Origin of the sequence: Amycolatopsis sp. NPDC004079, assembly GCF_040610415.1 — a bacterium.
In the GTDB taxonomy this organism is placed as follows: Bacteria; Actinomycetota; Actinomycetes; order Mycobacteriales; family Pseudonocardiaceae; genus Amycolatopsis; species Amycolatopsis halotolerans.
In genome coordinates this window covers 145,942-168,283 of record NZ_JBEXMH010000009.1, presented here as the reverse complement: position 1 = coordinate 168,283, position 22,342 = coordinate 145,942, and the positions used below count along the sequence as shown (strand labels likewise).

The window sequence follows — 22,342 nt, the reverse complement described above, 5'->3', positions numbered from 1 at the left end:
TGGACGTCGCTGGGAGAGGATGGACGGATGACGACGCCTGAGACGAAGAGAGACGAGGACGCCGTCCGCCGATACGTCGAAAGCCTGGGCCTGGTGATGTCCCAGATCGGCATGCAGCGCATGTCGGCGCGGGTTTTCGCGGCGCTGATGACGACCGACTCGGGGCAGCTGACGGCCGCCGAGCTCGCGGAGCAGCTGTCGGTGAGCCCGGCCGCGATCTCCGGCGCGGTGCGGTATCTGGACCAGATCGGTCTCGTGACGAAGGTCCGCGAACCCGGCGAGCGCCGCGACCACTACCGGCTCTACGACGACCTCTGGTACGCGACCTTCCTCAAGCGCGACCGCTTCCTGATCATGTGGCGCGACGCGGCCACCGAAGGCATCGACGCGCTCGGCGAGGACACTCCCGCCGGGAAGCGGCTGGCCGAGATGCGGGACTTCCTGGCGTTCATGCTGGTCGAGGTCAACAACCTGTACGACCGCTGGCACGAGCTGCGGAAAAACCGCGACTAGCCGAGCTTTTCGAGGGTCGCGGCGAGCCGGTGCGCGAGGTCCGGGCGCGGCTCTCGTTCCTCGAAGGACGCCAGGAACGCTTCCTGGAAACACGCGCCGAGCAGCAGCCGGGCTGCCGCTTCGGTGTCGAGATCGCTGCGCAGCCTGCCCAGCTTGACCTCGGCGTCGAGGTAATCGGCGACGTGCTGGATCGGCAGGTCGGGGCCGTTTTCGAGGGTGTCCCGGTGGGTGCGGAGCAGATCACGCGAGGAGAAGATCGAGATGGAGATCGGGAAGCTCGCGCAGTAGAAGGCCAGCGCCGTGGTGGTCAGCTCGGCGAGATTGTCGCCGAGCGCTGCCTTCCCGGGGTTTTCGGTGAGCCTCGCCGCGGTGGCGACGAGATCGGGCAGCTCCTCTCTCAGCACTGCCAGGAAGAGCGCGGTCTTGTCGCGGAAATGCTTGTACAGCAAGGCTTCCGAGTAGCCTGCGGCCTGCGCGATCGCCTTGGTCGTGGCATGTGCGTATCCGCGCTCCCGCATGACCGTCGCTGCTGCGGCGACGAGGTCTTCGCGGCTTCCCATGCGTGCTCCCTGAGGGTCTTCTCAGCGTGGTGAGTGTTCACTCACCCTAGTCGGTAAGTGTTTACTCACCCCCTCTGGAGGCCTCTCATGAAGATCACCGTCCTAGGCGCGAGCGGCCGGATCGGCGGCCTGGCGGTGCGGGAAGCACTGGCGCGCGGATGGCACGTAACCGCCGTGGTCCGCGACCCTGCGCGATTGACCGTCCCCGCGCATCCCCGATTGGACGTCGCGGTTCACACGCTGACTGATCCTCGCCTGGCCGATGCGGTGACCGGTCGTGACGCTGTTGTCCTGGCCCTTGGCCCCGCGGATCTCAAGCCGACGACGGTCAACTCCGACGGCACTCGCTCCGTGGTGTCCGCGCTGCGTGGTTCCCAGACGCGGTTTGTGGTGGTGAGTGCGTCCGGTCTGCAGGCTGAGGGGGACGCCCTGTTCTCGCGGCTGCTGCTGAAGCCGTTGCTGGGTGCGGTGCTGCGCAACGGGTATGCCGATCTGCGGCGGATGGAGGCGACCCTGCACGAGGCTCCGGAGGTGCGGTGGACGATCGTGCGCCCGACGAGGCTGACGGACAAACCGGCGCGGGCACGGGTGCGCAGCCAGGTGGGGCGGGATGTGCGGAGGAGGTTCCAGATCCCGCGGGCGAACGTGGCGCGGTTCTTGCTGGACGCGGTCGAGGACGATTCTCTGGTGGGGAAGACGGTGTCGATCGCTCAGTGAAGAGGCTGTCTGCGATTGCCGACACCTGCGACTGGAGTGTCCGAGGCCCCTGCCGCTCGTGGCTGATGGTTCTGTCTGCAGTTGCAGACACGCTGCTCCCGGCCGCTTTCCCCAAACTATCCCCAGGGTTGTCCACAACTCACATCCCCTGTGGACAACTCCCTCCGCGGGCCCGGATCTGTCGTAGGTCCTCGTTACTGTCGGAGGCATGGCAGTTCTACGGCTGTTCCTCCTCTTCCTGATGGCACCCGTGCTGGTCGCGCAAGCGGTCCGGGTGCGTCGGGCGACTCCGCGGCTCCCCGGTGCCGATGGGCCGATCGAGGGCGCTCTCGGTTCCGGGCGACCGCTGCGGCTCGCCGTCATCGGCGAATCGACGGTGGACGGCGTCGGCGCGCTCACCCACGCCGACGCGCTCACCGGGCAGCTCGCGGTGGGGCTGGCCCGCGCGTACCCAGACCGGGAGGTGCGGTGGCACGCCCTGGGCATCACCGGCGCGTCGGCGCGGGTGGTTCTCGACGAGCTGGTTCCGCGCGTCCGGGTGGCCGACGTGGTGGTCGTCGTCCTCGGCGTGAACGACACCCTGGAACTGCACTCGGCCGCCCGGTACCGGCGGGATCTGCTGGCGATCGTCGTCGAAGTGCGGCGGAGGGTCGGCGATGTCCCGGTCGTCCTCGCGGGCGTGCCGCCGCTCGCGAGTTTCCCGTCCTTGCCCAGGCCGCTGCGGGACGTGCTCGGCGCGCGGTCCGTCGCGCTCGACCGGGCGGCACGCGAGCTGACCCGGCTTCCCGGGGTCACGCACATCCCATTGGCGCCCGGATTGCTCCGTCCGGGGATGTTCGCCGCTGACCGTTTCCATCCCGGCCCGGACGGTTACCGCGCTTGGGCCGCCGCGCTCTCGGAGGGATTACCGATCGTCACTGACGGTTGGCATCCGGGGGAGGTGACGCGGCCGTCCTGACCGGCAGGTTCACAAAAATCCCAAAAACTTTGGCGCTCCGTGTATCTAGGCGCACCCTGGATGCGTCCTATAGGGCGAACCAAGGAAAAGGGAGGGCCACATGCCTGCGGATCAGAAGGACGAGCGGCAGCCGGGAACCACCATTCCGCCCGTCAAGACGAGCCCCGCGCCTGGGGCGAACCGGGGAGTGCAGCCGGACGGCAACCACGAGCCGCTCGACGACACCGGTACTGCCAAATAGCGAGACGGGCGGCGCCCGGGAGCCGAGGGGGCTGCCGGACGTCGTCAGCCGGAGGGAGTTCGGGGAGGAATTCCCTTCCGGCGGGGCCCGACAGGGGAGCGGGCCCTCATGGGGGCGGGGAGTACCGGTCGGCGCGCGCGAGCAGCCCGCGCTGGCCGGTGCGCACCCGCACGACCGCACGCTCCGCGTGCACGAGCGCTGAACCGGCGACCTGATCGGCACAAGGGGGCGATCAGGCCGACGGCCGGTGCGCAGTGAGAGATGGACGTGACAAGGACTGGCCACCGCGCCGGTCCGGTCTCCGCTCGGCCCGGGTCTGGGGGACCCGGCCCGGCCGCGGACGGGTTTCGGAGGGGACCCGCCCAGCCGCTGAGCAGACCGGAGCGGCGGGAGAGGCCAGACCTCAGCGGACCGGCCCGCGAGCTGGCGCGGCTGGACGGATCTCGGGGAGGGGTCTGTTCGGTAGGCGGGTTTCGCGGGCGGGTTCAGGCGGACTGGCGTGCGAGCGGGCCTGGCTTGGCGGATCCGGGGAGGGATCCGTTCGGCTGGCTGGTTTGTGCGCCGGTTCAGCGGGATTGGCGGGCTGGCGCGGTTGGACGGATCCGGGGAGGGATCTGTTCGGCTGGAGGGCTTCGCGGGCCGGTTCGGCAGGACTGGCGGATCGGCTTACGGGCTGTCCGGCTGCGGATCTCGGGGAGGGATCCGCCGGTCGGCGGGCTCGCGGGCTGGTCCGGCGGTTGGCTTGCGGCCTGGTCTGGCCGGGCGGGTTCGGGGAGGAATCCGCCTGGCCAGACCAGGCCTGCGAGCTGACCGGACTGGCTCGGCCGGGTGGATCCGGGGGAGGGATCGATCCGGCTGACGAGCTGGGACGGCGGGACTGGTGAATCGGCTGGCAGCTTCCGGGCCGGTGCGGACGGGCGGATCCAGGGGAGGGATCCACCCGGCCGAGCCGGGTCGGCGGGGCCGCGATGGGTCGTTGGGGGACTCATCGGGTCCGACGGAGCTGTCGGGACACGGCCGTGCCGGAGGGGGAGCCCGGCCGGTCGTGTCCCGGCACCCCGCCGGTCCCGACGGAAGCCAGCCGGACTGCCAGGCCCGGGAGAACCCGCCGGGCCTGCGCGAACACCGCCGGGCGAACGGCACGAAAACCGCCGCAAGACCCGCACGACCACCGCATCAGAGCAGCATCGAAACCGCAGCAAGACCCGCACGACCACCGCACCAGCGCAGCATCGAAACCGCAGCACCATCCGCACCACAGCAGCACCGAAACCGCACCAAAGCCGCCCCAAACCGGCTCCAAGAAAAACTCACCCGAAAAAAAGTCAGAGATTGATGTATCCCAGAGCCAGTTGTTCGCTCCTCAACCAAGAGCCCACCCACGGGGCACGCACTGTGCCCCTGTACACCATCCGCATCACCGAACCCACCGAAAGAGCGCGCACAATTCACGATCGATCCGGCACGCGACCGGAGAGGCGACCCGCGACGGGCCCGGCCGTGCCGACACGACCGGTGGCTAGCTCGCCTGGGTCGGCCCACCTCCGGAGTGAGGCAGCTACGGTGACCGACGTGCACACCACCGAGGTAGACCCGCCCTGGGAAGGCCTGACCGGCGCAGACCTGCACGCCGCTTGCATGAAAGCGGCGCAGGGCGGCGATCGGCGCGCCATGGCGAAACTTGTCGACGAGCTGACGCCGCTCGTGTGGCACGTCGCGCGCGCCAACGGGCTCGACCGGCAGCTGGCCGAGGACGTGGTCCAGACCGTGTGGCTCGCTCTGTTCAGCCAGCTCGCGAAGCTGCGCGACCCCCGCGCGCTCGCCGCCTGGCTGATCACCACGACTCGCCGCGAGGCGACCCGTCCCTACGGCAGGCGCGCCCAGCCCGTGCCGCTGTCCGACGAGGTCGCCGCGACGCTGGAAAGCGATCATCCCGCGCCTGAGGAGGAAGCCGTCCGCGCCGACCGGGACCGCCGGGTCTGGCGCGCCTTCCTCCGCCTGCCCGCACGCTGCCAGGAGCTGCTGCGGCTGACCGTCCTCGCCGGCCGCGCCGAATACCGCGCGGTCGCCGAGGCTATGCAGATGCCGCGCGGCAGCGTGGGGCCCACCAGGGGCCGCTGCCTCGACTCGATGCGCGATCTGCTCGCAGGAGAAGGGGGTGCCCGGTGAGCGACAACATCGGCAGGCCGGGACACGGCCAAGCGATTCCGGACGACGAGGCCATTCTGGCTGATATCGGCCGGTTTCTCGACGAAATAGACCCGCCGCCGGACGACCTGGTGCAGCGGGTCCAGTTCGCGCTCGAGCTCGAGAACCTCGACGTCGAGGTCGCGCGCTGGGAGCGGCTCGACGAACTGGCGGGCGTGCGCAGCACGGCGACCGGCACGATCACCTTCACCGTCAGCGACCTGACGGTGATGATCAACCTGACCAAAATCGGGAAGACGCACCGGATCGACGGCTGGCTCGCGCCCGCGGGCGAGTACGACGTGGAGGTACGGGTCGCCGATCACGGCACGTTCGCGACGGCCACCGACGAGGGCGGACGGTTCGTGCTCGAACGCGTCCCCTGCGGAACCACGCAGATCCTCGTGCACCTCGGCGCCGGCGCGCACCGCCGCACCGTCGTCACGCCGACCGTCGTTCTCTGAGAAACCCGGACGGGCGTTATGGAGAGTGGCGGAGGTGTGCTCCCATAGAGTCCGTGTCCGCGCCCGTCCATGATCGAACGATCGCGGCGGCGTCCGATCTGTACGCGCGCGGCCGGGCCGCCGCGTCCGACCAGCGGCCCGGCATCGCGGTGCGATTGTTCCGCAGCGCGCTCACGCGGCTGGCGCGCGTCGCCGAACCGCTGCCTGAGCACCGGGAACTGCAGGTGCGGGTGCTGGTGAGCCTCGGCGCGGCCGAGGCCGAGGTCGCCTCCACCGACGCCGGTCTCGCGCACCTGGAGACCGCGCGGCATCTTCGCGACCAGCTTCCGGAAAACAAGGCCGTTCGCGAACTGGGGTTGCTGGTCACCGGCCAACGCGCGGTGGTGCTGATGCGCGGCGGCCGGTTCAGCGAATCGCTTTCGGTGTACGACGCCGTCATGCCCGGGATCGAAGCCGAGTTCGACGACTCCCGCCGGACGCTGGTGATCATGCTCCTGAACCGGGCCCTCGTGCACATGGCGCTGAACCAGCCGAACGCCGCGCAAGCCGACCTCGAGCGCGCGCTCGGCTTCGCGCGCGAAAACGGGCACACCCGGCTCGAAGGCAAGATCCGGCAGAACCTCGGCGACCACGCGCAGCTCATCGGCGACGTCCCGCAGGCGCTGTCCAGCTACGAACAAGCCGCGCGGATCCTCGTCACCGAATCGCCCGGTTCGATCCCGTTGATCCGGCTCGACCAGGCCCGCGCGCTGCTCACCGCGGGCCTCGCTGACGAGGCGGGCAAGCACCTCGACGAAGCGCTGCCGGAGTTGCGCGCCAACGGATCCGGTCAGCACATCGCGGAAGCCGAGGTCGCCCGGGCCGCGGCCGCGTTGCTGGAGGGCGATTTCGCGTTGGCGCGAAAGTCCGCCTCGGACGCGCGCCGCCGATTTCTCCGTCGCGGCAATCGGACATGGGCCGAGATCGCCGGTCTCGCACGGTTTCGCGCGGAAGCACAGCAGGTGCTGTCGGACCGCCATGGCCGGTCTACCTCGCGGTTGCCCGCCGAACTCGTCTCCATCGCCGAACGGCTGGCCGCGCTCGGGCTGCGTGACGAGGCGGCGGTCGCGCGGCTCTTCGCGGTGCGATTGCTGATCCGCCGCAAGGAAATCGCCGAAGCCTCGCTCGTTCTCACGCACGTTCCCGCCCCGCGCGTGACGTCGCCGGTCGACCACCGGATGCTGTTCCGGTTGTGCCGGGCGGAATTGGCCGTCGCCGAGGATCGGCCGCGCGCCGCGCTCGCGCAGGCCCGCGCCGGACTGCGCGAACTCGGCACGATCCGCGACCGGATGGGCGGGCTCGACCTGTTGTGCGGCACGGCCGTGCACGGCGAGGAATTGGGCAGGCTGGCGATGCGGCTCGTGCTGCGGCGCGCGCGGCGGAACGCGGCGGGCGCGCGGCGGATGTTCGCGTGGCTGGAACGCACCCGGGCGCAGGTTTACCGGTACGAACCGCTGCCGGTGATCGAGGATCCGGTGCTGGCCAAGCACATCAACGAGATGCGGCACGTCCAGCGCACCATTCAGCGCGCCCGGCTGGAGGGCGAGCCGGTGAAGGCGCTGGAGCAGCGGTACACCCAGCTGCAGCGCGAGGCGAGCAGGCTCGGCTGGTACACGAGCCAGTGGGGCCGCCCGCGTCCGGTCGCGACGCCGGACGAGGTCGTCGCCGCGCTCGGCGACCGCGTGCTGGTGAGTTTGGTGCCGTACAACAATCAGCTGTACTCGCTGGTCGTCGACCGCGGGACGTTCCGGCTGCTCAAACTGGGGCCGCTGGACGACATCGTGGAGACCGCGACCCAGCTGCACGCCGACCTCGACGCGCTCGCGCCGGACCATCTGTCGCCGATCATGGCGGAGACGGTGTCCGCGTCCGCGCGCCGGCGGGCGGAGAAGCTCGACGCGCTGATTTCCGCGTCGCTGGTCAAGACTCTCGACGATCGCGAGCTGGTGATCGTCCCGATCGGGCAGCTGTACGCGATGCCGTGGGGTGCGTTGCCGTCGCTGCGCGGGCATCCGGTCTCGATCGCGCCGTCGGCGACCGCGTGGATCACCGCGAAACGTCCCGCCGAGGACGGTCCGGTGCTGCTCGCGGGCGGTCCCGGGGTGCCGGGCGCGGTGGGCGAGGTGAGCAAGCTGCGCTCGGTGTACCCGGACGCGCAGCTGGTCGAGGGCGACGACGCGACGAGCGCCACGGTCCTGACCGCGCTGGACGGCACCCGCTTGGCCCACCTGGTCGCGCACGGCGCGCACGAGCCGGCGAACGCGCTGTTCTCCCGCGTGGAGCTGGTCGACGGCCCGCTGTTCGCGCACGAGACGACCCGGCTCGCGAACCCGCCGGAGCGGGTGGTGCTGGCCGCGTGCGAGCTGGCGATGAGCCACATCCGGCCGGGCGAGGAAGCGCTGGGCTTCGCCGGGACGCTGCTGGCGAGCGGTTCGCGGACGGTCATCGGCGCGGTGGCCCGAGTCGGCGACCGGGCGGCGGCGGACACGATGGCGGACCTGCACCGGCGGCTGGCGGAGGGGACTTCCCCCGCGCTGGCTCTGGCCGAGGCGGTGGCGGTGGACCCGATGCGGCGGCCGTTCGTGTGCCTCGGGGCTGGCTGAGCGCCTGAAGACGGCGTGCTGCGAGGCGCGCGAGGATAACCGCGCGGCTGACGGGCGAGGAGCGCCTTCGCGAAGGCTGACCGCCACGGTGAGGCGAGAGGAAGCGGCGCGGTGGCGAGTTCGTGGTGGGGGCTCGTGAGTGGCTATCCCCGGTTAGAACCGTGATTGCCGCGCACGAGGGTCGGCGAAGGAAGCGGCGCGGCGCGTGGCGGGCTTCGTGAGTGGCGATGGCAGTGGGAACCGCCGCGTAGGAGGGTTGCCACGCACGAGACCCGCGGTCGGTGCTCAGCCCAGGAAGTCGGCCAGCGGGACCGGTGTCAGGCCGTCCTTCTTGGCCTGGGCGATGAACGCTTCGTAGTCTTCCTTGAACGTCTTGCGGAAGTGCATCAGGACGATGTCGCCCGGGCGGAGTTTGTCGCCGGACTGGAACTGGACGACGCCGTCGTTGACCGAGGCGGTCCACAGCACCGAAGCGCGCATCCCGCACTCCGCGGCCGCCTTCAGCGTGTTCTGGTCGTAGTTGCCGAACGGCGGGCGGAACAGGCTCGGGCGCACGCCGAGGGACTTCTGGAAGTCGTCGGCGTCGTCGCAGATTTCCTTTTTCTGGAAGTCCAGCGGTTTGCCCTTGAGGTTCGGGTGGTTGACCGTGTGGTCGCCGAGCACCGCGCCGGTCGAGTCCAGGATGGCCTTGAAATACGCCTCGTGGCCCTTCACGTACCGATTGTTGAGGAACAGCACCGGATGCCCGCCGGACTGCTGGATCAGGCCCTGCGCGGACGGGTCCTTCACCGCGCCGTCGTCCATGGTGATGAAGACGTACGGCTTGTCGGTCTGGATGCGGCGGACCACGCCGACCTTGCCGTCCTGGATCGCCGGGGCCTTCTGCTGCACGGTGCCGAACGGGTACGGCCCGGGCGGCGGACCCGGCTTCGCGGCCCCCGGAGCGGGGTTCGCCTGTTCCGGCGATTGACTCGAATCAGGGCTGGAGCACGCCGACAATGCGAGCAAACCGGCCAATGCCGCCGCCAGCCACCGCTTCGCCATGCTGCTTCCTTTCCCTCGGGGTCACCCGAGGGGATGACGTCTGTACTCCAGTCTGAGTTGATCGTTGTGGTGCAACGCACCCCCGTCAGGCAGCACGATTGCCCGCTTTGGCCAACTGCGTGGCCAAAAATCCGATCACGCTGCGCAACGTTGCGAGGGCGACGGGCCCCGTTCCGGGGATGCGTTCGGCGAACGACCCCGACCACCTGAGGTCCGTGCCGCCGTCGGCGTTCGGCGTGAACGCCACCTCCGCACGATAGTCGTGGACCGGGCTGAAACCGTCGAATGTGTAGACGTGGCGTCGATCCGGTACGTATTCGAGAGTCCGTTCGCGGACTTGAACCGGCCACAACCCGACTTCCCGGACAGCGCCGACGCGGCCGTCGTCGCCGAGCGCCGACCACCGGGACTGCCACACGAGCGGACGCGCCCACGTCGACCACAGCGTCCCGTCGCTTTCCAGCCGGAACAGCACCGGCGGCGGCGCGCTGCTCACCTTGTTCACCTCGAACGAGTACCTGCGACCCGGCATGAAAGCTCCTCGAACACGTTGTTGGCAGTGCGACAAATCAATCCCGGACGGCCCCGGTAGGTCAAGATGGTGCGGTGAGCCGCTCCGACTTCGCCGCGCCGCACTGGCTGACGCAGCTTCTGCGTTCCAAACCTGTTCCCATTCCGTGGAACATGGTCGCTCGCGCAGTGGTCGCGTTGGCTACTCCGCTGGCGGTCGCGTACGCGGCGGGCGACATCGCGGTGGGCGCGCTGATCTCCACCGGAGCGCTGCCGACCGTGCTGTCCGAGGCGTCCGGGGCCTATCGCTACCGTGCGCGCCGGCTGGGCGGGGCGACGTTCGCGGCCGGGGTCGGGTACCTCATCGGGCTGCTCACCGGCGGGATGCCCGCCTGGTCGATCCCGGCGGTCGTGGTGGTGGCGGCGGTTTCCGCGCTCATCAGCGCGGCGGGCAGCAACGCTTCGGTGGCCGGGCTGCAGATGTTCGTCTTCTGCGTGCTCGGCACCGCGCAGCACGCGACCGGCGTACGCACCGAAGCGCTCTTCGGCTTCTTCTGCGCGGGCGCTGGCTGGGGGCTGTTGGTCGCGCTCGGCACCTGGACGCTCCGCGCGACGAGCCCGGAACGCACAGCCGTCGCGCAGGTCTACATCGAGCTCGCGGCGATGCTCTCGGCGGAGGACGAACCGACTTCGCGGGTCGCGCGCCACCAGTTGACCACCGCGATGAGCACGGCATACGACCGATTGCTGGTCGCGCGTTCCTGGCTGTCCGGTCGAGACGCGGCGTATCGGCGGTTGCTGAACCGGCTGTCCGCGACGACGCCCGCGGTCGAGGCGTCGGTCGCGATGGTCAACGCCGGACAGCGCGCGCCAGACGAGGTGATCGACTACCTGACGTGTGTGGCGGCCTCGGTGCTGGCGAGCCAGCCGCTTCCGCCCGCGCCCGAGCTGGCGGACGAGAACGCCGACGCGGTGGTCAGTGCGCTCTACGCCGGGCTGGCGCGGATCGGGAAGCTCGACGACCGCAAGCGCCGCAAGAAGGTCTCGCTGCTGCGCCGGGTGCGCGAGTGGGCGAGCGGGCTTTCCGGACCGCTGACCTGGCTGGCGACGCTGCGGCTCACGGTGTGCGTCGCGGTGGCCGAAGTGGTGGCGCTGATGGTGCCGTTCGAGCGGTCGTACTGGATCACGCTCACCGTCGGCGTGGTGCTGAAACCGGACTTCGGCTCGGTGTTCGGCCGCGCGGTGCTGCGCGGGATGGGCACGGTCGCGGGCGTCGGGATCGGTGCGGTGGTGCTCGCCTTCGGCGCGCGCGGCTGGGTGCTGGTGGCGCTGATCGCGGTGTTCGCCGGCGGGGCCGCGGTCGGGAAGGTGCGCAATTACGGGATGCTCGGCACGTTCGTGACGCCGCTGATCATCCTGCAGATGGACCTCGCCAACACCGGCAGCTGGACGGTCGTGCTGGCGCGGCTGGTCGACACCGTGATCGGCTGTGTGATCGTGCTCGTCGTCGGCTATCTGCTGTGGCCGGGTTCGCGGCGGCCGACCGTCGGCGGGCGGCTGGCGGACAGTTTCGACACGGTCGCCAAGTACGTCCGCACCGCGATGGTGCTGAATTCGACCGGTGAATCGCGGCTCGCTCGGTCGCGGGCCCGGCGCGCGGCGTACCGCGCGCTCGCGGACCTGCGGACGGCGTTTCAGCAGGTGATCGTGGAGCCGTCGCCGGCGGGACGGCAGGCGGTGGCGTGGTGGCCGGTGATCGCTGGCCTGGAGCGCGTGACCGACGCGGTGACCGAGGTCGGCGTGACGATCGGGGAGGGCGCGCCCGCTCCGTCGCCCGCGGACATCGAGCTGCTCACGGATGCGTTGGCGGAGCTGGCTTCCGCGGTCCGCGAGCAGCGGGACCCGGATTCGATGCCGATGCCGGACAACCCCCGGCTCGCCGGAGTGGTGGACCAGCTCGGCTCGACGTTCGACGCGGTGCGCGGGCCGGACCTGGTGGAACGGTCGCCGCTGCGGCTGGTGCGCCGGTTCCTGCCGTATCACCGGCGCACCTGAGCCTGGCCGAAGCGCCCCAATGTGGCATTGGGTGCGTGGGATGCACCGAATGCCGCGTTGGGTGCGTGGGATGCACCGAATGTGGCGTTGGGGCGCAACGGATGCACCGAATGCCACATTGGGTGCGTGGGATGCGCCCAATGCCACATTGGGGTGCGAACGGGCCCAACCTGGAGGCGGAGGGTTACTGCTGTCCGCCGGGCTGGCCGCCCTCGGGCTGGCCGCCCTCGGGCTTCGGGCCGTCTTCCGGCTTCTCGCCGCCTTCGGGCTTCTCGCCGCCTTCTTCGTTCTTGCCGGTGACCTTGCCGAGCAGGTCCTTCGCCTTGTCCACGCCGCCGTCGATCTGCGAGTCGTGGCCGCTGACCTTGGACTTCGCGAATTCAGCCGCCTTCTCGAGACCCTGCTCGAGCTTGCCGCTGTTCTCGCGCAGCGCCTCGGTCGCCTTGTTCTTGAGCTCGTCGAAGTTGATGCCCATCGAATGCCTCCCCGGGGTTGGGATTGAGAGGATTCAATCGTCACACACCAGGCGTTCCAGGCAAGTCAAGACACTTCGCCGAGTGCGACCGCTCCGTCCAGTCCGGTGATCCGGCCGCCGCGTTCGCCGAGTGCCACGAGTCCTTCGCGGGCGTCGGCGGCGGTGAGGTCGATGCGGACGCCGGACAGCGCCGCGTCGCGCGCCGCTTCCAACGCCAAAGCGCCTTCGTGACCTGCGTTGATGGTCGCGGCGAGGCCGCCGGTGGACGCGAGCGAACCGCGGGCGGCGCCGAGGCGGCCGAGTGCGTCGTCGACGATCGGGAGCAGGGCGTCGCGGTTGCCTTCGGTCATGGCGCGCACCAGGTCCGGCGATGATCCGGCGACGCGGGTGCCGTCGCGGAACGAGCCGGCGGCCAGCGTCATCGCGAGCGGGCCGCCTTGCGCGCCGACCGAGGCGAGGATCGCGGCGAACAGGTGCGGCAGGTGCGAGATCCGGGCGACTGTCTCGTCGTGCGAATCGGCGGGCAGCGGGATGGCGTGCGCGCCGACGTCCAGCACGAGCCGGGTGACCTCGGCCCACGCCGTGAGGTCGGTTTCCTCTTCGACGCCGACGACCCAGGCCGCGTCGCGGAAGAGCATGGTGTCGCCCGCGAGCCAGCCGGAGCGCGACGTGCCCGCCATCGGGTGTCCGCCGACGTAGCGCGTGTACGGCGCGCGGCGGCGGACTGCGTCGAGCATCGGGCCCTTCACGCTGACCACGTCGGTGAGGATGCAGTGCGACGCGTGTTGCGCGACCTGCCGCAGCAGGTTCTCCACGGCGGGCAGCGGCACCGCGATGACCACGATCGCGTCCGCTGCCGCGGCTCGCTGCAGGGCGGCTTCGGCGTCGGTGGTGACGTCGTAGCCGCCGCGGCTCGCCGCGTCAGCGTCCACTTCGGACACTGTGGTTCCCCATACGGTCCTGCCGCTCGCCGCGGCGGCTCGCAGCAGGGAACCGCCGATGAGCCCGAGCCCGATTACGCATACGTCTCGCACGGGGCCATCCTGCCAGTGCGCGCAAGCGGCTACAGGACGGCGGCCAGCCGGGTGCCCTGGTCGATGGCCCGTTTGGCGTCGAGTTCGCGTGCCTCGTCGGCCCCGCCGACGAGATGCACCGGCACGTCGCCGAGCGCGCCGGCGAGCTCCCGCACGGATTCCTGGCCTGCGCAGACCACCACGGTGTCGACCTCCAGCAGCCGCGGTTTCCCGTCGACCGTGACGTGCAGACCGGCGTCGTCGATCCGGTCGTAGGAAACGCCGCTGATCTTTTCAACGCCCTTGGCGCGCAAGGCCGCGCGGTGCACCCAGCCGGACGTCTTGCCGAGGCCCGCTCCGATCGGCGACTTCTTGCGCTGCAGCAGGTAGACCTGCCGCGGCGACGGTTCCGGCTTCGGCTTCGCGAGTCCGCCGGGCGCGAGCGCGGGGTCGGTGACGCCCCATTCGGCCATCCAGGCGTCGCGATCCAACGCGGGCGACGAGCTGTGCGTGAGGAATTCGCTGACGTCCACGCCGATGCCGCCCGCGCCGATCACCGCGACCCGTTCGCCGACCGGTTTGCCGTGCCGCACGACGTCCACGTACGACAGCACCTTCGGATGGTCGATCCCGGGCAGCGAAGGGACCCGCGGCGTGACGCCGGTGGCGAGCACGATCTCGTCGAAGCCGGTCAGGTCCGCGGCGGTCACCCGGGTGCCGAGGTGCACCTTCACGCCGGTGACCTCCAGCCGGCGCGTGTAGTACCGGATGGTCTCGGCGAACTCCTCCTTGCCCGGAATCCGCCGCGCGATCCCGAACTGGCCGCCGATTTCGTCGTCAGCCTCGAAGAGCTCGACGTTGTGGCCGCGTTCGCCGAGCGCAGTCGCGGTGGCTAGCCCGGCGGGTCCGGCTCCGACGACCGCGACCCGTTTGACCCGTCGGGTCGGCAGCAGGTTCAGGGTCGTTTCGTGCCCGGCTCGCGGATTCACCATGCAGGACATCGGTTTCCGGCTGAACGCGTGGTCGAGGCAGGCCTGGTTGCAGGCGATGCAGGTGTTGATCTCGTCCGCGCGGCCGGTCTCGGCCTTGCGGATCCAGTCCGGGTCGGCGAGCAGCGGCCGGGCCATCGAGACCAGGTCCGCGTCGCCGTCGGTGAGCGCTTGTTCCGCGACGTGCGGCAGGTTGATCCGGTTGGAGGTCACCACCGGCACCGAAACGTGCGGCTTCAGCTTGCCGGTGACCCAGGTGAACGCGCCGCGCGGCACCGACGTGACGATCGTCGGCACGCGGGCCTCGTGCCAGCCGATGCCGGTGTTGATGATCGTGGCCCCGGCGGCCTCGACGTCGCGGGCCAGCGCGACGACGTCGTCCCAGCTCTGTCCGCCTTCGACGAGGTCGAGCATGGACAGCCGGTAGATGATGATGAAGTCCGGCCCGACTTTTTCCCTGGTACGGCGGACGATCTCGACCGCGAACCGGCGGCGCTTCTCCGCGGTGCCGCCCCACGCGTCGGTGCGCCGGTTGGTGCGTTCGGCGAGGAACTGGTTGATCAGGTAGCCCTCGGAACCCATGATCTCGACGCCGTCGTACCCGGCGTCGCGGGCCAGCGCGGCGCAATCGGCGAACGCGCGGATGGTGCGGTGCACGCCGTACGCGGTGAGCGCGCGCGGGCGGAACGGGTTGATCGGCGCTTTGCGGCTCGACGCGGAAACGCTCAGCGGGTGGTAGGCGTAGCGGCCGGCGTGCAAGATCTGCAGCGCGATTTTGCCGCCCTCAGCGTGCACCGCGCTGGTGAGCAACTGGTGCTGTTTCGCCTCGGCGGGCGTGGACAGCTTCGAAGCCAACGGCAACAGCCAGCCGGTGCGGTTCGGCGCGAACCCGCCGGTGACGATCAGGCCGACGCCGCCGCGCGCGCGTTCGGCGTAGTACTCGGCCAGCTGCGGGAAGCGGGACGCGCGATCCTCCAGACCGGTGTGCATCGAGCCCATCAGGACGCGGTTGCGCAGCGTCGTGAAGCCGAGATCGAGCGGGGACAGCAGGTTCGGGTACTCGGTCATCAGTGAGATTCCTTTTCGTCGGCCTGCAACGCGGTCAGGATTTCCTCCAGCCACTCGACCTGGCCTTCTTCGACGCGGATTCCGCCGCGCAGCACGAGGTATTGGTGCAGCGGACGGCCGCGGAGCCGGTCGGGGGCGGGAAAGTCGCGCTTCTCGATCTGCCGGTACAGCTCGAGCCGCTCGGCGTGCGCGTCGCGGTGCCGGGTGATCTCGGCGGCGACCGCTTCGGCGTCGCCGAACGACGCCCCGCGCAGCTTCACCGCCAGCTCCTGAGGCCCGGCTGACGGCGACGGTTCGGCGAGCCAGCGGCGCAGTTCGACGCGGCCCGGCTCGCTGACGGTGTAGACCTTCTTGTCCGGCCGACCGTCTTGCGCCACCACGTCGACCGCGACCTGGCCGGCCTCCTCCATCCGCTTCAGCACGCGGTAAATCTGCTGGTGGGAGGCGCTCCAGAACAGCCCGATGGACTTCTCGAACCGGCGCGCCAGCTCGTAGCCCGAGCCGGAGCGCTCCGACAGCGAGACGAGGATCGCGTGCTCCAGTGCCATGCCGGACAGTGTCATATGCAACTAGGTGCAGTGCAACTGAGTGCAAGCCAGGTCACCCGGAGAGGGGGCAAAACGGGTCGATCGCGGCGGCGAAGAGCAGCAAGATGGAGGGGTGAATCCGGTTCTGGAACTGCTCGCCGAGCGCATCGCCGAGGGCAGCGTGCCGGGGCGGCGGACGGACGGCCGCAGGCTCGCGCTCGCGGTGGAGGGCGGCAGCAGCCGCGGCACGTATTCGAGCGGAATGGCGCTCGCGCTCGACGAACTCGGGGCGGCGTCGGCGTTCGACGACGTCTACGGCGCTTCCGCCGGGTCGCTCAACGCCGCCTGGCTGTTGTGCGGGCGCTCGCGGACCGGCGTGCGGACCTGGTGGAACCCGGTGGTGATGCGGCGGATCATCAACCCGCTGCACGCACTGCGCGGCCGGGCGGTGGTCGATCTCGAGTACCTCGTGCACCAGGTGTATTCGGTGCTCGAACCGATGGATTTCCCGGCGATCCTGGCGAATCCGGTCGGCTTCCACCCGCTCGCCACCGACGCCGAAACCGGCGAGTCGACCGATCTGCATCCGTTCATCGAGGACGTGGCCGGGATCAAAACGGCGCTCGCGGCGTCGTCGTGCATGCCGGTGCTGGCCGGTCCGCCGATCGCGATGGGCGGGCGGCGGTTCGTGGACGCGGGGATCGCCGAGCCGCTGCCGTTCCGCACCGCGCTGGCGCAGGGCGCGACGGACGTGCTGGTGCTGCGGACCCGGCGCGAGGACGAGCTTCCGATGCGGCCGCCGCGCGTGCAGGACGTGGTGGTGCCGCGGTTTCTGCGTCGCCACGCGCCGGGCACCGTCGACGCTTGGCGCACGCAGTACGACCGGGATCTGGAGGACGAACGCCAGCTGCGGGAAGATCCGCGGCTGGCGAGTGTCCGGCCTCCGGCCGGTGCGCCGGATGTTGCTGTGCTGGAGCGGGATCCGGCGGTGCTGCGGCGTGCGGTGGAGCTGGGGCGGGAGGCGGTTTACGCGGCGTTGGACGTCTTGCGCAAGGCGTCGTGAGCGCGGCTGCGGACGGTGAGTCGTTGGGTGACGAGGGAAACCGCGAGGTAGAGCAGGATTGACGCGCCGCCGAGGCCTTTCGCTTCGTTGGCCGCGTCGATGGCGAAGTCAAGTCCTAAGTGGACGCCGAAAGAAACAAGCCACAGCACGGCGGTTCGCCAATTGCCTTGCCGCCACAGAGTTCCGTCGGCGCGCCAGATCCGCATGGTGTACCCGCGGGCCACGCCGAAGCCGCCGGCGACGACGAAACTGCCGATGAGCAACAGGATCGCCGCGGTCGTCGGCGCGGTCTTCGCGATCGCGACGCCGAGCGAGGCGACGCCGAGCGCGCTGATGACGAGCAGCACCACCGGCGGGCGGTCGGCGCGGCGGACTTGGAGTTGTCGCCACATCAGCCAGGTCAGGACGACCAGGCCGATCAGGATGTTGTCGAAGGTGTTCGGCACAGCGCCGACTGTGCCCGGACCGGCCCGTCCCGCGCCTCCACCCGGGGGTGGAGGCCGGGTGGGAAAACCCCGGTCAGGCCTGCGGTTTGCGGGCCACGCCGCCGATCACGCGCGACTCCGACGGCACCTTCGCGAACACCGTGTCGCCGTCCGGATGCCACGCCGGCGCGTACACCAGTCCCGGTTCGAGCAGCGGCCAGCCGCCGAAGAACCGTTCGAACTCCGCCTTCGTGCGCAGGATGCCCGGGTTGGTGGTCGACTCGTAGTACTTGATGATGTCGACCAGCGCCTGGCGTTCGTTGTCGTCCACCGGATTTTCGTTGGTCATCTGGGAAAGGACGAGCAACGAGCCCGGCGCGAGCTGCTTGCGGTAGAACTCGAGGATGCCGTCCGGGTCCTGGTCGTCCTTGATGAAGTGCAGCACCGCGTTGACGATCAGCGCCACCGGCTTCCGGATGTCGATCACGTGCGAATCGGCGACCCGGTCCCACAATTCGGCCGGCTGCAGGAGGTCGGCGGCCATCGCCTGGTGCCGGTCCTCGTCCGCGGTGTCGGCGAGCAGCACCTGCGAATGCGCGAGCGCCACCGGCTCGTTGTCCAGGTACAGCACGGAAGTGTCGTGTTCCGGGCGCTCGTCGTCGGCCACCTCGTGCACGTTGCCCGCGGTGGGAAGGCCGGAGCCGATGTCGACGAACTGCCGGATGCCCTCGCGCACGCTCTGGCGCACCGCGCGGCCGAGGAACTGCCTGCTGGTGCGGCAGTACTCGCCCATCAGCGGCAGCCGTTCGCGCACCTTCTCGGCGAAGACGCGGTCGATCGCGTAGTTGGTGGTGCCGCCGATGAAGTAGTCGTAGACGCGGGCCGCCGACGGCCGGTCCAGACTGGCTTCCACCGCGCGCAGTGCTTCGTCCTGTGTGTTCATCGCCGTCCTCACGCTCGCCCTGGCGCTCATGCTAACCATGGCGCCGCGTTCAGCTCGGCCGGTAGGACTCCCGGTAGGCGTTGACCGAAGCCGTCAGCTGATCCATCGCGGCGCGCATCCGGCCGAGTTCGGTGTTGTTCAAGTTCATCGCCGCTCCGACGTGCGGCGGGATCCGTTCGGCCTTGGCGCGCAACGCGGTTCCCTCTTCGGTGAGCCGGATGCGGACCGAGCGCTCGTCGTCGGATTGGCGTTCGCGCTTGATCAGCCCGGCCTTCTCCAGCCGCTTCAGCAGCGGCGACAGCGTGCCGGAGTCGAGGTTCAGGGCGGAGCCGAGTTCCTTGACCTGCTGCTCGTCCTGCTGCCACAGCGCGAGCATCACCAGGTACTGCGGATAGGTCAGGTCGAGCGGTTCGAGCAGTGCGCGGTAGAGCGAGGTGACTGCCCGGGAGGCCGAGTACAGGCCGAAGCACAGCTGGTCGTCAAGCAGCAGGGAACCGGTTTCTCCGGTGTCTGGGCTGGTCATCGGTGGCCTCCCTCGGTTTTCGTCGTCCAGCTCTCCATCTTCTCTCGGCTGGCCGGGAAGGGCAACTCAAGTGCTCTATATCTCATTGAGTGTAATCTAGTTGTGCACAACTAAGTTGTGGAGTTATGTTCTGTGCAGTCCGCACGACGCAGCTATCGGAGGAAGTCATGACCGCGAACCCGCAGAACCTCGCCCTGGAGCCGGCCGCCCTGGCGTTCGCCGAGGCCACCGACCAGCCGCCGTACCTCTTCCAGCTCCCGCCCGCCGAGGGCCGCAAGGCGGTCGACGGCGTGCAAGACGGCGACGTCGCACTGGCGCCCGCCGACATCGAGACGCTGACCGTCCCGGGTGGACCGAACGGGGACGTCGAGGTCCGGATCGTCAAGCCGCAGGGCGTCACCGGACCGTTGCCGGTGCTCGTCTACATCCACGGCGCCGGCTGGGTCTTCGGCGATTTCCACACCCACGAGCGGCTGGTCCGCGAACTCGCCGCCGGAACCGGCGCGGCCGTTGTTTTTCCGGAATACAGCCGTTCGCCGGAGGTTCGTTACCCCGTCGCGATCGAAGAGAACTACGCCGCCGTGAAGTGGGTTGTCCAGAACGGCGCGGAGAAGGGGCTCGACACCACGCGAATCGCGATCGCGGGCGACTCCGTCGGCGGAAACATGACCGCGGCGCTGACGCTCATGGCGAAGGAGCGCGGTGACGTGAAGTTCCTTCAGCAGGTGCTGTTCTACCCGGTCACCGACGCTGCCTTCGACACCGAGTCGTACACCAAGTTCGCCGACGGCTACTTCCTCAGCCGCGAAGGCATGAAGTGGTTCTGGGACCAGTACACGACCGATGAGGCGCAGCGCGCCGAGATCACCGCTTCGCCGCTTCGCGCCACTGTGGAGCAGCTTGCCGGACTGCCGCCGGCTCTCGTGATCACCGGCGAGGCCGACGTTCTTCGCGACGAGGGCGAGGCGTACGCCGCGAAGCTGCGCACGGCGGGCGTGCCGGTGACGGCGGTGCGGTACCAGGGCGTGATCCACGACTTCGTGATGGTGAACGCGCTTCGTGAAACGCACGCGGCGGAAGCGGCGATCACACAGGCGATCACTGTGCTGCGTGGCGCATTCGGCAACTAATCAGGGACTAACGGGCAATCCTGAGGTTCTGCTGAGTTTGACGGGGCCATTCTGGGCGTGATCGACATCACTTGATCACAACGAGAATGGCCTCTCAAACGTATCTAGAGCAGCGGGTCCCGCCTTCCGGGCGCGCGATCGGTCCTGGAGGTTCCCGTGCACCTGAGCGCAATCAGGTTGGATTCGCCCGTCATGCTCGCGGTGATCGGCGTGCTCGCGCTTCTCGCGGTCATCTCGGTACCGTGGTTTTGGGACAAATGGCGCAAGCGCAAGCAAATCGGCCGCAGTGCCACGGTTCTCGTCGCGCTGTGTCTCGTAATCGTCACGCTTGGCTTGACCGGCAATATGATCGGCGGATTCTTCCCGACGCTCGGCTCGCTGCTCGGAACCGGCGCGTTCGCCGCCGAGGGCATTGACGTCGAGGGCGGCGACAACGGCGTCGACCTCGGTCGCGCGCGCGACCTCGGGGTGGCGCACGCTCGGGTCGGCAAGGGCACCATCGCGCACGTGACGGTGACCGGGCGGCGCACCGGACTCACCCGCGACGTGACGGTTTACCTTCCGCCGCAATACTTCCAGCATCCGTACAAGTCGATGCGGTTCCCGGCGATCACCTGGATCCCGAACTACCCGTCCGGCCCGGAGGTCACCACCGCCCCGATCGGGTACCACTTGCCCGAGCAGCTTGACGCGGCGATCTCGAAGCATCTGCTGCCGCCGGTGATCGTGCTGATCCCGGACCCGACCGGAACGCCGAAAATCGGCCACGACACCGAATGCGTCGACGAGGTCAACGGAAGTCCCAATGACACCTATCTGTCCGCGGACGTCCGGGAATGGGCGATCCAGCGCCTCGGCGTCAATCCGGACCGGCGGGCGTGGACGATCGCGGGCTGGTCGTCCGGCGGCTATTGCGCGCTGAATCTCGTGACGCGGCATCCGCAGTGGTACGCGCAGGCGGCGAGCGTGAGCGGCTACGAGAAGGCCCAAGTGGACGGTGAGACCGAGAATCTTTTCCGCGGCCGCAAGGACATCGAGGACGCGAACAACGTCAAGATCAACGTCCGGCTGCACCCGGCCCCGCTGGAACTCCTCGCGATCTCCGGCGAGAAGGAGCAGAACGAAAGCCGCGCGGTCGACCAGATGCGCGCGGCCGCGCAGGCTCCGGTGCAGTTCACGTCGTGGCGGATTCCGGACGCGGGACACAACATGAACACCTTCAAAGCGCAGCTGCCGGACGTCCTGACGTGGATCGGGCAGCGGATTCCCGGACCGTCGGCGCCGGGGCCGCGGGCCGACGTGACCGGCGGCGTGAAGCCGTGGCCGCTGCCGAGCACGGGCGCGCGGGGCGGGCTGACCGCGGTCGAGCAGTGACGCTCAGCGGATCCCGGGAAGGTGCTTGACCACTTCGGTGACCTGGGCTTCGGCGGTTTCGTAGCCGACCGAGCGGGGATTCTCGGTGAGGACCGTGACGAGGTACCGGTCGTCCTTGACGAGGCCTGAGGTGTGCAGGATGCGCCCGGGATTGCAGCAGGACCAACCTTGTTTGACGGCCCAGGAAGCGTCGCCGAGTGCGTCCGGGATGCCGAAGTACTGACGGAATCCGTCGGCGCCGTTCTCGGTCGCGCCGCGGAGCGCCCGGAGAATCGTCTCGCGCTGCTGGGCCGGCGCGCGATCCATCAGGTAGCGGTAGACGCGCGTGATGTCGGCGGCAGTGATTTCCGTGTCGCCCCAGCGTCCCGGGTCCTCAGGCGGGGTGGTTTCGGCGAGGCCCATCTCGCTCACCGCTTCCCGGACAATGTGCGTCTCGCCGCCCGCGACCCAGAGCTTGCTGGCGAGGTCGTCGTCGCTGCGGGACAGCATTTCCCGCACGGTGGCCGGACTGGTGCCGCGGTCGAGCGCGTCGAAGGCGATCATGAGCTTCACGAGGGACGCGGACGTGTAGTGCCGATGCGCGTCGAGGGAAACCGGGGTCGTGCCGTTGCGGCGGTCGTAGACGACCACGCTGACGTGCCCTTGGGGGACGAGCGCGGGGAGTTCGGTCTTGAGATCGGTGCCCTGCTGCGGCGCGGCGCTGCCGGTGCTCGCTTTCGGGACGGGACTGGAGTCGGGCGTGCTGGAGTCGGGCGTGCTGGAGTCGGTTGTCGCGGAGATGACGCCGGACCCGTCCACCGGCGCGGCGGCGGTGACCACCTGCCGGTACGGCTGGGCCTCGGTGACCAGAAACGCGATGACCGCGCCGAGAAGCAAGCCGGCCAAGAGGAACGTGTTCGCCCTGCGCATGCCCCGACTTCC

The 22,342-nt window shown here is 69.6% G+C and carries 22 protein-coding genes; 11 read left to right on the top strand and 11 right to left on the bottom strand.

The annotated features are described in order from the left end of the window. The first annotated feature begins 27 nt into the window (after window positions 1-27). Window positions 28-513 carry a MarR family transcriptional regulator gene (locus ABZX37_RS12915; protein ID WP_354738951.1) on the top strand — a complete coding sequence of 162 codons (486 nt, stop codon included), beginning with the start codon at window positions 28-30 and terminating at the stop codon, window positions 511-513. Here ABZX37_RS12915 and ABZX37_RS12910 read toward each other — a convergent pair. Further along, window positions 510-1,073 (bottom strand): TetR/AcrR family transcriptional regulator, encoded by a 564-nt coding sequence (locus tag ABZX37_RS12910; protein ID WP_354738949.1) that lies wholly within the window; start codon window positions 1,071-1,073, stop codon window positions 510-512. The two genes, ABZX37_RS12915 and ABZX37_RS12910, sit on opposite strands and share 4 nt — an antisense overlap. A gap of 87 nt (window positions 1,074-1,160) precedes the next feature. On the opposite strand from ABZX37_RS12910, the gene ABZX37_RS12905 reads away from it, so the two are divergent. The 6 genes from ABZX37_RS12905 to ABZX37_RS12880 all read left to right on the top strand — a co-directional run bounded on the left by ABZX37_RS12905 (window position 1,161) and on the right by ABZX37_RS12880 (window position 8,282). Further along, a complete protein-coding gene (locus tag ABZX37_RS12905) occupies window positions 1,161-1,790 on the top strand; it encodes an NAD(P)H-binding protein (protein ID WP_354738947.1) in 630 nt (209 codons plus the stop codon). Between the two features lie 208 nt (window positions 1,791-1,998). Further along, on the top strand, window positions 1,999-2,748 hold the full coding sequence (locus ABZX37_RS12900) for an SGNH/GDSL hydrolase family protein (protein ID WP_354738945.1): 750 nt from the start codon (window positions 1,999-2,001) through the stop codon (window positions 2,746-2,748). A gap of 100 nt (window positions 2,749-2,848) precedes the next feature. Next, window positions 2,849-2,989, top strand: a complete 141-nt coding sequence (locus ABZX37_RS12895) for a hypothetical protein (RefSeq protein WP_354738943.1) — start codon at window positions 2,849-2,851, stop codon at window positions 2,987-2,989. 1,563 nt (window positions 2,990-4,552) lie between these two features. Beyond that, window positions 4,553-5,158, top strand: a complete 606-nt coding sequence (locus ABZX37_RS12890) for a sigma-70 family RNA polymerase sigma factor (protein WP_354738941.1) — start codon at window positions 4,553-4,555, stop codon at window positions 5,156-5,158. Further along, on the top strand, window positions 5,155-5,640 hold the full coding sequence (locus ABZX37_RS12885; protein WP_354738939.1) for a carboxypeptidase regulatory-like domain-containing protein: 486 nt from the start codon (window positions 5,155-5,157) through the stop codon (window positions 5,638-5,640). The genes ABZX37_RS12890 and ABZX37_RS12885 overlap by 4 nt, the downstream gene beginning before the upstream one ends. 53 nt (window positions 5,641-5,693) lie before the next feature. Further along, window positions 5,694-8,282 (top strand): CHAT domain-containing protein, encoded by a 2,589-nt coding sequence (locus ABZX37_RS12880; RefSeq protein ID WP_354738937.1) that lies wholly within the window; start codon window positions 5,694-5,696, stop codon window positions 8,280-8,282. A gap of 285 nt (window positions 8,283-8,567) precedes the next feature. On the opposite strand, the gene ABZX37_RS12875 is transcribed toward ABZX37_RS12880, so the two are convergent. Together ABZX37_RS12875 and ABZX37_RS12870 are read right to left on the bottom strand one after the other, a co-directional pair. After that, window positions 8,568-9,326 carry a polysaccharide deacetylase family protein gene (locus ABZX37_RS12875; RefSeq protein ID WP_354738935.1) on the bottom strand — a complete coding sequence of 253 codons (759 nt, stop codon included), beginning with the start codon at window positions 9,324-9,326 and terminating at the stop codon, window positions 8,568-8,570. An 85-nt stretch (window positions 9,327-9,411) separates the two neighbouring features. Continuing rightward, a complete protein-coding gene (locus ABZX37_RS12870; protein WP_354738933.1) occupies window positions 9,412-9,858 on the bottom strand; it encodes an SRPBCC family protein in 447 nt (148 codons plus the stop codon). Between the two features lie 74 nt (window positions 9,859-9,932). Here ABZX37_RS12870 and ABZX37_RS12865 point away from each other — a divergent pair, with 74 nt between their 5' ends. Beyond that, complete coding sequence (locus ABZX37_RS12865) at window positions 9,933-11,891, top strand: FUSC family protein (RefSeq protein WP_354738931.1); 1,959 nt, start codon at window positions 9,933-9,935, stop codon at window positions 11,889-11,891. Between the two features lie 184 nt (window positions 11,892-12,075). Here the strand turns inward: ABZX37_RS12865 and ABZX37_RS12860 are convergent, their stop codons facing one another. From ABZX37_RS12860 to ABZX37_RS12845, 4 genes are all read right to left on the bottom strand, one after another. After that, window positions 12,076-12,366, bottom strand: a complete 291-nt coding sequence (locus ABZX37_RS12860; protein ID WP_354738929.1) for an antitoxin — start codon at window positions 12,364-12,366, stop codon at window positions 12,076-12,078. Between the two features lie 65 nt (window positions 12,367-12,431). Further along, window positions 12,432-13,400 (bottom strand): prephenate dehydrogenase, encoded by a 969-nt coding sequence (locus ABZX37_RS12855; RefSeq protein ID WP_354738927.1) that lies wholly within the window; start codon window positions 13,398-13,400, stop codon window positions 12,432-12,434. 29 nt (window positions 13,401-13,429) lie between these two features. Next, a complete protein-coding gene (locus tag ABZX37_RS12850) occupies window positions 13,430-15,436 on the bottom strand; it encodes an NADPH-dependent 2,4-dienoyl-CoA reductase (protein ID WP_354738925.1) in 2,007 nt (668 codons plus the stop codon). Continuing rightward, complete coding sequence (locus ABZX37_RS12845) at window positions 15,436-15,984, bottom strand: PadR family transcriptional regulator (protein ID WP_354738923.1); 549 nt, start codon at window positions 15,982-15,984, stop codon at window positions 15,436-15,438. The genes ABZX37_RS12850 and ABZX37_RS12845 overlap by 1 nt, the downstream gene beginning before the upstream one ends. Window positions 15,985-16,096: 112 nt before the next feature. Here ABZX37_RS12845 and ABZX37_RS12840 point away from each other — a divergent pair, with 112 nt between their 5' ends. Continuing rightward, window positions 16,097-17,026 carry a patatin family protein gene (locus tag ABZX37_RS12840; protein WP_354738921.1) on the top strand — a complete coding sequence of 310 codons (930 nt, stop codon included), beginning with the start codon at window positions 16,097-16,099 and terminating at the stop codon, window positions 17,024-17,026. Here the strand turns inward: ABZX37_RS12840 and ABZX37_RS12835 are convergent. From ABZX37_RS12835 to ABZX37_RS12825, 3 genes are all read right to left on the bottom strand, one after another. Then, complete coding sequence (locus ABZX37_RS12835; RefSeq protein WP_354738919.1) at window positions 16,990-17,472, bottom strand: hypothetical protein; 483 nt, start codon at window positions 17,470-17,472, stop codon at window positions 16,990-16,992. The genes ABZX37_RS12840 and ABZX37_RS12835 overlap by 37 nt on opposite strands. 73 nt (window positions 17,473-17,545) lie before the next feature. Beyond that, window positions 17,546-18,394, bottom strand: a complete 849-nt coding sequence (locus tag ABZX37_RS12830) for an SAM-dependent methyltransferase (RefSeq protein ID WP_354738917.1) — start codon at window positions 18,392-18,394, stop codon at window positions 17,546-17,548. Window positions 18,395-18,443: 49 nt separating this feature from the next. After that, window positions 18,444-18,917, bottom strand: coding sequence for a MarR family transcriptional regulator (locus ABZX37_RS12825; RefSeq protein WP_354738915.1), 474 nt, complete (start codon window positions 18,915-18,917; stop codon window positions 18,444-18,446). 167 nt (window positions 18,918-19,084) lie between these two features. On the opposite strand from ABZX37_RS12825, the gene ABZX37_RS12820 reads away from it, so the two are divergent. Together ABZX37_RS12820 and ABZX37_RS12815 are read left to right on the top strand one after the other, a co-directional pair. Beyond that, window positions 19,085-20,047, top strand: coding sequence for an alpha/beta hydrolase (locus tag ABZX37_RS12820; RefSeq protein WP_354738913.1), 963 nt, complete (start codon window positions 19,085-19,087; stop codon window positions 20,045-20,047). A 156-nt stretch (window positions 20,048-20,203) separates the two neighbouring features. Further along, window positions 20,204-21,421 carry an alpha/beta hydrolase-fold protein gene (locus ABZX37_RS12815; RefSeq protein WP_354738911.1) on the top strand — a complete coding sequence of 406 codons (1,218 nt, stop codon included), beginning with the start codon at window positions 20,204-20,206 and terminating at the stop codon, window positions 21,419-21,421. A gap of 3 nt (window positions 21,422-21,424) precedes the next feature. Here ABZX37_RS12815 and ABZX37_RS12810 read toward each other — a convergent pair whose 3' ends face one another. Then, the gene (locus ABZX37_RS12810) at window positions 21,425-22,330 is read right to left on the bottom strand and encodes a hypothetical protein (RefSeq protein WP_354738909.1); all 906 of its coding nucleotides are present in this window, start codon (window positions 22,328-22,330) and stop codon (window positions 21,425-21,427) included. Window positions 22,331-22,342 lie beyond the last annotated feature (12 nt).

Excerpts from the sequence above, each read along its gene's own strand:
- ABZX37_RS12845 (WP_354738923.1), bottom strand. The coding sequence starts at position 15,984 with ATGGCACTGGAGCACGCGATCCTCGTCTCGCTGTCGGAGCGCTCCGGC.
- ABZX37_RS12875 (WP_354738935.1), bottom strand. The coding sequence starts at position 9,326 with ATGGCGAAGCGGTGGCTGGCGGCGGCATTGGCCGGTTTGCTCGCATTG.
- ABZX37_RS12825 (WP_354738915.1), bottom strand. The coding sequence starts at position 18,917 with ATGACCAGCCCAGACACCGGAGAAACCGGTTCCCTGCTGCTTGACGAC.
- ABZX37_RS12905 (WP_354738947.1), top strand. The coding sequence starts at position 1,161 with ATGAAGATCACCGTCCTAGGCGCGAGCGGCCGGATCGGCGGCCTGGCG.
- ABZX37_RS12810 (WP_354738909.1), bottom strand. The coding sequence starts at position 22,330 with ATGCGCAGGGCGAACACGTTCCTCTTGGCCGGCTTGCTTCTCGGCGCG.
- ABZX37_RS12895 (WP_354738943.1), top strand. The coding sequence starts at position 2,849 with ATGCCTGCGGATCAGAAGGACGAGCGGCAGCCGGGAACCACCATTCCG.
- ABZX37_RS12910 (WP_354738949.1), bottom strand. The coding sequence starts at position 1,073 with ATGGGAAGCCGCGAAGACCTCGTCGCCGCAGCAGCGACGGTCATGCGG.
- ABZX37_RS12900 (WP_354738945.1), top strand. The coding sequence starts at position 1,999 with ATGGCAGTTCTACGGCTGTTCCTCCTCTTCCTGATGGCACCCGTGCTG.
- ABZX37_RS12850 (WP_354738925.1), bottom strand. The coding sequence starts at position 15,436 with ATGACCGAGTACCCGAACCTGCTGTCCCCGCTCGATCTCGGCTTCACG.
- ABZX37_RS12860 (WP_354738929.1), bottom strand. The coding sequence starts at position 12,366 with ATGGGCATCAACTTCGACGAGCTCAAGAACAAGGCGACCGAGGCGCTG.
- ABZX37_RS12830 (WP_354738917.1), bottom strand. The coding sequence starts at position 18,394 with ATGAACACACAGGACGAAGCACTGCGCGCGGTGGAAGCCAGTCTGGAC.
- ABZX37_RS12915 (WP_354738951.1), top strand. The coding sequence starts at position 28 with ATGACGACGCCTGAGACGAAGAGAGACGAGGACGCCGTCCGCCGATAC.
- ABZX37_RS12820 (WP_354738913.1), top strand. The coding sequence starts at position 19,085 with ATGACCGCGAACCCGCAGAACCTCGCCCTGGAGCCGGCCGCCCTGGCG.
- ABZX37_RS12870 (WP_354738933.1), bottom strand. The coding sequence starts at position 9,858 with ATGCCGGGTCGCAGGTACTCGTTCGAGGTGAACAAGGTGAGCAGCGCG.